Source organism: Chryseobacterium sp. VD8 (assembly GCF_037149975.1).
In the GTDB taxonomy this organism is placed as follows: Bacteria; Bacteroidota; Bacteroidia; order Flavobacteriales; family Weeksellaceae; genus Chryseobacterium; species Chryseobacterium indicum.
Genome location: NZ_JBBCQL010000035.1, coordinates 20,456 through 27,476, shown reverse-complemented (window position 1 = coordinate 27,476; position 7,021 = coordinate 20,456). Strand labels below are relative to the sequence as shown.

Below are 7,021 nucleotides of genomic sequence, written 5' to 3'. Positions count from 1 at the left end.
AAGAAATGAAAATTAAAAATTATCAGATCAAATCTGCGGATCTTCCTTCCAATTTGGAACCTATTATCTTAAAAGCCATTTCCGGAAAATAAAAATATTAGAGGCTGCATCACAACTCGTGAAAACAGCCTTTTTTTTATGTTTTTTCTCGACCTTCTGTCTGAGAATGTTTTTTTGTACATACGATTCTCAACCCGCATCATTGAGTTATAAGACTTCCTCCAACCGTTTTTATTATACTTCTTGTACTTTTTATTCTAGTCCGCTATGCTTTTATTTCGGTTCTCGGCATTTTTGCTTTAGCACAGCGTATTTTTAGTTTAGCGCAGTGTATTTTTATCATTGCTCACTGTATTTTTGTCATTGCTCACTACATTTTAGTTATTACTCACTATATTTTTATTGTTGCTCACTGTATTTTTGTCATTACTCACTACATTTTAGTTGTTGCTCACTATGTTTTTGTTGTTGCTCACTGTATTTTTATTCATGCACTGCATATTTTAGTGTACTAAATAGTAAACTTATCTAAAGGTGCAAAAGATGGTAATACTTTAATGGTTTAAGTTTAAAGCTTAAATGAAAGAAAAGAACACATAAGTTAAAAAAATCAAAGATTTTTCAATCAATTTTATCAAAAAGTCTGTTTAAACTTTTATTTAACCGCAAAAGGAACAAAAGATCTATTAAATTTTTTATTTAAAGTTGATCATTACAAATGAAAAAGAAAACAATAGTTTTTAAAAATCTTTGATTTTTATTCTTTTGAGTGCTTTAATTATCTTGGAAATTCGCTTTAACATCATCTTTTGTCCCTTTTGCGGTTAATTCTGAAATTAGTTTAAAGATAAAATCTTTGCGCTTTTTATAAAATATATATTCAGCTTCTTGCGTCTTGACGAAAAATCCAACAACATTATCTAAACAAAAAAGCGAAGAATCAATTCCTCGCTTTTCTTTATTTTCTGAGCATTTCCGTATGCGGAATGTCATCTTCCAGATATTTTTTTCCCGTATCTTCAAACCCGAAATCTCCATAAAATTTCAGCAGATAATCCTGCGCAGAAATCCGGATTTCAGAAGTGTGGAAACGGTTTTCGATCGTTTCAACCGCATATTGGATCAATTGCCTGCCTAAGTTTTTTCCTCTTGCCTTCTCTGTGGTTAAAACCCTTCCTATTGAAGTTTCATCATATTTTATTCCTTTGTCGAAAATCCTGCAGTTCGCCAAAACTTCGCCGTCTTCTTCTGCCCAGATGTGAATTGCCTTTTGATCATAACCGTCTAAATCCGGATAAGGACAATTCTGCTCCACTACAAAAACATCAATTCGGGCTTTTAAAACCGCATACAGTTCGGGAACCGTAAATTCGTCAAACGTTTTTATTTTCCAGACAATATTACTCATCAAAGCTTACATTGTTATTAATCAAAAATTCATTGGTTTTCTGGATAAAACTTAAAATTTCATCACCACCCTCCTTCTTTTCTGCTGAGGTTACATATAATTCCGGCAGATCTTCCCATGTTTTGTGAAGCTCTGCTTTATAATCCTCCACATTTTTAATCACAACATTCGGCTTCAGCTTATCTGCTTTTGTAAACACGATAGAAAACGGAACGCCGCTTTCACAACACCACTGGATGAATTCCAGATCAATATTCTGCGGTTTGTGTCTGGAATCTACCAAAACGAAAAGATTAACCAGATTTCTTCGGTTCAGAATATAATTCGTGATGAGCTTTTCAAAATCTTTTCTGATGGATTTCGAAACTTTCGCATATCCGTAACCCGGCAAATCCGTGAGATACCAGTTTTCGTTCACTAAGAAATGGTTGATAAGCTGTGTCTTTCCCGGAGTCTGGGACGTTTTAGCCAGATCTTTATGATTCATCATTGCATTGATGAGCGAAGACTTTCCTACATTTGATCTTCCGATGAAAGCATACTCAGGAAGATTCGGTTCCGGGCAATCCTGCCATTTTCCGCTGCTCTTTACAAATGTTGCTGTTTTAATAACCATTTTGTTGAATATTTTTAGAAAAACAAACCATTAAGAAAAGCTCTTAATGGTCATTTTATATTGTAATTAAACTTTATCTTTTACCCAGTTATAAAGAATTTCATTAAATTCATCCGGCTTTTCCATCATCGCTGCGTGACCACAGTGATCGATCCAGAAGAGGTCTGAATTCGGAATAAATTTATGCATATCTTCCGCCACCTCAGGAGGAGTTACATTATCCTGTTTTCCCCAGATCAGACAGGTTGGTGTTTTAATCTTTGGCAGATCATGCAGCATGTTGTGTTTGATGGCACTTCTCGCCAGCATCACCGTTTTTATCCCCTTCATTCTGTCATTTACCACAGCAAAAACTTCATCTACCAGATCTTCTGTAGCAATAGAAGGATCATAAAAAACCTCTTCTGTTTTCTTTCTTATATAGGAACGGTCATTCTTTCTCGGGAAACTGTCCCCGAAAGTTCTTTCGTAAAGCCCTGAACTTCCCGTAAGCACAAGATTTTTAATAAGATCCGGTCTGGACAGGGTAAGGATAAGCCCTACATGCCCTCCCATAGAATTGCCTACAATCGTTACCGGAGCTTCAATATGGGTTTCTATAAATTTGGCAATATATTTTGCTAAAGTCGTAAGATTAGTATTGAGTACCGGCAAATCGTAGATCGGCAGCTGAGGAACATATACTTTGAATCCCCTGTCTGAAAAAAAATCTACCATCTTATCGAAATTACTCAAACCACCCATTAAACCGTGCAACAGCACCAATGGATGTCCTTCCCCCGCTTCTACGAAAGTATATTTCTTTTCTTTTTTTGTACTAAATATCATAAAATGCCTTAATAAAGCCTTGCAAAAATACAAATTAAACCTCAAAAATATTTTGATTACCCTAATTTAAAATAAAAATAATATATCAAACTCTTTTTTAACTGTTTTTTTGAAAATCTATTTATTATGGCGTAAATAAGAGGTTTATCAACATCCAACATATCAATCTATTACACCATCAAAATTAAATCTTTAATAAAACTTATTAACATTAAGGGAAAAAGTGGGAAAAAGTGGGAGATTTTAGAAATTATTATATAAATTTGTCCCAAATGAACAGTTTCATTGGAACATATGAGTGTAAAATTGACGACAAAGGCCGGTTAAAAGTTCCTTCCTCTTTAATTAAACAGATGGAAAACTTCGACGACAAGGCGTTTGTAGTCAAAAGATCTGTGTTCCAACCCTGTCTGGAAGTTTACCCCATGAATGCATGGAATAAAGTGATGGGCAAAATTAATAAACTGAACAGATTCATTAAAAAGAATGCTGATTTCATTAGAATGTTTACGGCAGGTGTAAAAATTGCGGAGCTGGATAACGCCGGAAGGTTACAGATTTCTAAAGACCTTACTGTTTTTGCCAATCTTCAGAAAGAGATTGTCATTACCAGTGCAGGAGAATTATTTGAAATCTGGGATAAGGACGATTACGAAAAAGTAATCTCCATCAGTGAAGACGATTTTGCGAATCTTGCCGAAGATGTAATGGGCACATTCGAAGAAGAATAACTGCGTTGTAAAAACGTAAAAAAACACAACTAAAAACATGTATCATAACCCCGTTTTGCTGAAGCAGAGTGTTGATGATTTGGTGACGAATCCAGACGGAATATATGTGGACTGTACTTTTGGTGGCGGCGGCCATTCAAGAGAGATATTGGGCAGACTTTCGGATAAAGGAAAACTGTTCAGTTTTGATCAGGACTTGGATGCTCTTAAAAATACAATTGATGATCCGAGATTTACGCTCATTAATCAGAACTTCAGGTTTCTGGAAAACTCTTTATTAATTTACGGAGTTTCTCAGGTGGACGGAATTCTGGCAGATCTGGGTGTTTCTTCGCATCAGTTTGATGAAGCCGAAAGAGGTTTTTCTACGCGAAGCAATGCTCCGTTAGACATGAGAATGAACGTAATGCAGGGTCTTGATGCCAAAAGAGTGATTAATGATTACGATGAAGAGCAGCTTGCCGACATTTTTTATTACTACGGTGAACTGAGAGAAGCCAGAAAATTAGCAAGAGACATCGTTCATCACAGAAAAACAAAAAGCATCGATACAACAGAAGATCTGAAAAAACTCTTCAGTTATCTTCCTCCGCATAAAGTAAATAAATTTTATGCCCAGTTGTTTCAGGCAATACGTATTGAAGTTAATCAGGAGCTGGAAGTTTTAAAAGAAATGCTTGTTCAGGCATACAACGTTTTAAAACCCGAAGGAAGACTGGTGGTCATCTCTTACCACTCTCTGGAAGACAGACTGGTAAAAAGATTTTTGAAAAACGGAATGTTCGAGGGAGAACCCGAAAGAGACATTTACGGAAATTATAAAAAAGCATTCGAGCTGGTAAAGAGCAAAGCCATCATTCCCGATGATAAGGAAATTGAAGAAAACTCAAGAGCCAGAAGTGCTAAAATGAGAACAGGAATAAAAGTATAAAAGTGAATATGTGAATTGTGAATCGTCAATTTTAGTTCAATTCAGAAAACTTGACAATTAACCACAAAGTGAATTCACTGCAAAACAAATTGACATTTAAATTGGCAAAAAGAACAACAAATCGTCCTCAGAAGAAATTAACTTTTATAGATATTATAAAAGGAAATTTCCTGAACCGTGATGAGATTAAAATACACTACAAGTATTTTCTGCTGTTGTTTGTATTGATGATGGCAATGATCTACAGCAATCACCTCGTCAATAAAAAAATTAAAATTGTTAACGCACTCAAAGAAGAAACAGAAGAATATAAATCGCGAAACGCTTACGCACAAAGTAAGCTGATCAAAGTAAAAATGGAATCGGAACTGGGGAAAGAGGTTGCAAGGGATTCTTTAATGACCCTCGAAAACCATCCTCATAAATTGCTAATAAAACTGGACAGTACAGATGCAAAAGCAAAATGAATACGACAACAAACGTAAGAAAACGTTACGGTGGGGCTACCTCTTTGCAGTGGTGGCTTTGTGCGTGTTTGTAATGTTCCTTGCGCGCATCGTTATTCTTCAGAATACGAACGTTCAGGAAATTAAAGACGATTACATCAACAAAAACTACCGCGAAGCCACTTTAAAAGCAGCAAGAGGAAATCTTTTTGCGTCAGACGGTTCTATTCTGGCAACAACCGTCATGCGTTACGACATCTATCTGGATTTCAAAACGATGAAAGACACCATTTATACCAACAATATTGGTGCTTTAACAGATTCTCTCAGCAAAATGTTCGGAAAGCCAAGAGCAGAATTCAGAAAGAAATTTGATGAACAGAGAAAAAAGAAAAATCAATACTACACTTTAGTTAAAGGACTTGATTTTGACCAGTACGACAGAATCCGTAAGTTTCCGATATTCAAAAAAGGCAAAAACAAAGGAGGTTTTATCGTAGACCGAAACTATAAAAGAGAATTGGCTACCTCAGAAATCGGAGCCGGAACCATCGGAATGGACGACGGAGTTCACACAGCAGGTCTTGAAGGCGCTTTCTCTAAATATTTAAGAGGAACAGACGGAAAAAGACTGGAGCAGAGAATCAACTCCTCCCAATGGAAACCAATTGATTACTGGAAAGTTCAGGAACCTGTTGACGGAGAAGATGTTTATACCACATTAGACCTTAGAATTCAGGACATTGCACACTCGGCTTTACAGAAACAGCTCGTGAACTTCGAAGCAAAACACGGAACCGTGATTGTGATGGAAACCGAAACAGGAAAAGTCCGCGCCATGGTTAATTTAAGAAGAACTGACGATGGAGATTATGTAGATTCTTATAATTATGCCCTGAAAGACAATATAGAACCGGGTTCTACCTTTAAAACCATTTCACTTTTGGCTGCAATGGATGACGGTTTCATCGATGAAAATACAACCGTAAATGTAGGAAACGGAATCTGGGTATATGCAAAACAGAGAATTTCAGACGGTCACGGCGGCGGAACGTATGACATCAGTGATGTGTTGGCTAAATCCAGCAACGTAGGTTCCGCAAAATTGATTACAAAATATTACGCCGAAAAACCTCAGATTTTCTTAGACCATTTAAGAAGATGGAAGTTATTCGATAAAATGGATATTGAACTTCCGGGAATCACAAAACCAAAAATTTTAACTCCCGAAAGCAAAAGATGGAATGCCGCAACTCTCGCATCCATTGCCTACGGATATTCTACAAACATAAACCTGTTGCAGTTAGCCACTTTCTATAACGGAGTCGCAAACAACGGTAAAATGCTGAAGCCTTTATTTATTGATAAAATTATGAAGGACGGAAAAGTAATGTACACGGCAAAACCGGAAGTAATGGTCAACAAAATGGCATCCGAAAAAGCCATTAAAATGATGACCAATGCTTTAACAAAAGCTGTTGAAAAAGGAACAGCAAAAAGTATATTCACACCAAATTTAAAAATGGCAGGAAAAACAGGAACCGCAAGGTTTGAATACTGGCTTCCTGGCCCGATGAAATACCGCTCTTCATTTGCAGGCTTCTATCCTGCTGATAATCCGAAATATACCTGTTATGTGATGATCAGCGAGCCGAATACCTCAAAAGGGTTTTATGGAGCCACCGTTGCAGCACCGGTGTTTAAAGAAATTGCAGGAAAAACATTCCTGAAAACTCCGCAGAATATTGAAAGAGAAATGCTTGTCGACAAAAAGGTAAACCTGAACAAAATGGTAGAACCTAACGTAAAAGTCGCAGTAAATAATAAACAGATGCCCAATGTGGTAGGACTCATCGGTAAAAATGTGATTCCGCAGCTTGAAAACTTAGGCTACCGTGTAGATTTTAAGGGAGTGGGAAGAATTAAAGAACAGTTCCCGACAGAAGGCACAACCATAAGCAGAAACCAGAGAATTTATCTGTCTCTGCAGAATTAAAAAAAAAGAAAAGAACCCGAAGGGTTCAATATGAATAACCGTAAGTGAAACTTATGGAACAAATA

Annotated in this window: 7 protein-coding genes; 4 read left to right on the top strand and 3 right to left on the bottom strand. The window is 36.5% G+C overall.

Annotated elements, in window-relative coordinates; all coding sequences use genetic code 11:
• Window positions 1–958: 958 nt before the first annotated feature.
• The 3 genes from WFK35_RS06215 to WFK35_RS06205 all read right to left on the bottom strand — a co-directional run bounded on the left by WFK35_RS06215 (window position 959) and on the right by WFK35_RS06205 (window position 2,852).
• On the bottom strand, window positions 959–1,408 hold the full coding sequence (locus tag WFK35_RS06215; RefSeq protein ID WP_336731877.1) for a GNAT family N-acetyltransferase: 450 nt from the start codon (window positions 1,406–1,408) through the stop codon (window positions 959–961).
• Window positions 1,401–2,024, bottom strand: coding sequence for a ribosome biogenesis GTP-binding protein YihA/YsxC (gene yihA, locus WFK35_RS06210; protein ID WP_336731876.1), 624 nt, complete (start codon window positions 2,022–2,024; stop codon window positions 1,401–1,403). Before yihA ends, WFK35_RS06215 begins: the two co-directional genes overlap by 8 nt.
• Before the next feature lie 66 nt (window positions 2,025–2,090).
• Window positions 2,091–2,852: an alpha/beta fold hydrolase gene (locus WFK35_RS06205; protein ID WP_214587903.1), complete on the bottom strand. Its 762-nt coding sequence runs from the start codon at window positions 2,850–2,852 to the stop codon at window positions 2,091–2,093.
• 272 nt (window positions 2,853–3,124) lie between these two features.
• On the opposite strand from WFK35_RS06205, the gene mraZ reads away from it, so the two are divergent.
• From mraZ to WFK35_RS06185, 4 genes are all read left to right on the top strand, one after another.
• Window positions 3,125–3,583, top strand: a complete 459-nt coding sequence (mraZ, locus tag WFK35_RS06200; RefSeq protein WP_214587901.1) for a division/cell wall cluster transcriptional repressor MraZ — start codon at window positions 3,125–3,127, stop codon at window positions 3,581–3,583.
• Window positions 3,584–3,620: 37 nt separating this feature from the next.
• Window positions 3,621–4,514: a 16S rRNA (cytosine(1402)-N(4))-methyltransferase RsmH gene (rsmH, locus tag WFK35_RS06195; RefSeq protein WP_108408923.1), complete on the top strand. Its 894-nt coding sequence runs from the start codon at window positions 3,621–3,623 to the stop codon at window positions 4,512–4,514.
• A 101-nt stretch (window positions 4,515–4,615) separates the two neighbouring features.
• Complete coding sequence (locus WFK35_RS06190) at window positions 4,616–4,981, top strand: FtsL-like putative cell division protein (protein WP_100377881.1); 366 nt, start codon at window positions 4,616–4,618, stop codon at window positions 4,979–4,981.
• Window positions 4,965–6,956, top strand: a complete 1,992-nt coding sequence (locus WFK35_RS06185) for a penicillin-binding transpeptidase domain-containing protein (protein WP_336731875.1) — start codon at window positions 4,965–4,967, stop codon at window positions 6,954–6,956. The genes WFK35_RS06190 and WFK35_RS06185 overlap by 17 nt, the downstream gene beginning before the upstream one ends.
• Window positions 6,957–7,021: the final 65 nt, after the last annotated feature.

Coding starts and splice junctions, on each gene's coding strand:
- WFK35_RS06215 (WP_336731877.1), bottom strand. CDS start 1,408: ATGAGTAATATTGTCTGGAAAATAAAAACGTTTGACGAATTTACGGTT.
- yihA (WP_336731876.1), bottom strand. CDS start 2,024: ATGGTTATTAAAACAGCAACATTTGTAAAGAGCAGCGGAAAATGGCAG.
- WFK35_RS06205 (WP_214587903.1), bottom strand. CDS start 2,852: ATGATATTTAGTACAAAAAAAGAAAAGAAATATACTTTCGTAGAAGCG.
- mraZ (WP_214587901.1), top strand. CDS start 3,125: ATGAACAGTTTCATTGGAACATATGAGTGTAAAATTGACGACAAAGGC.
- rsmH (WP_108408923.1), top strand. CDS start 3,621: ATGTATCATAACCCCGTTTTGCTGAAGCAGAGTGTTGATGATTTGGTG.
- WFK35_RS06185 (WP_336731875.1), top strand. CDS start 4,965: ATGCAAAAGCAAAATGAATACGACAACAAACGTAAGAAAACGTTACGG.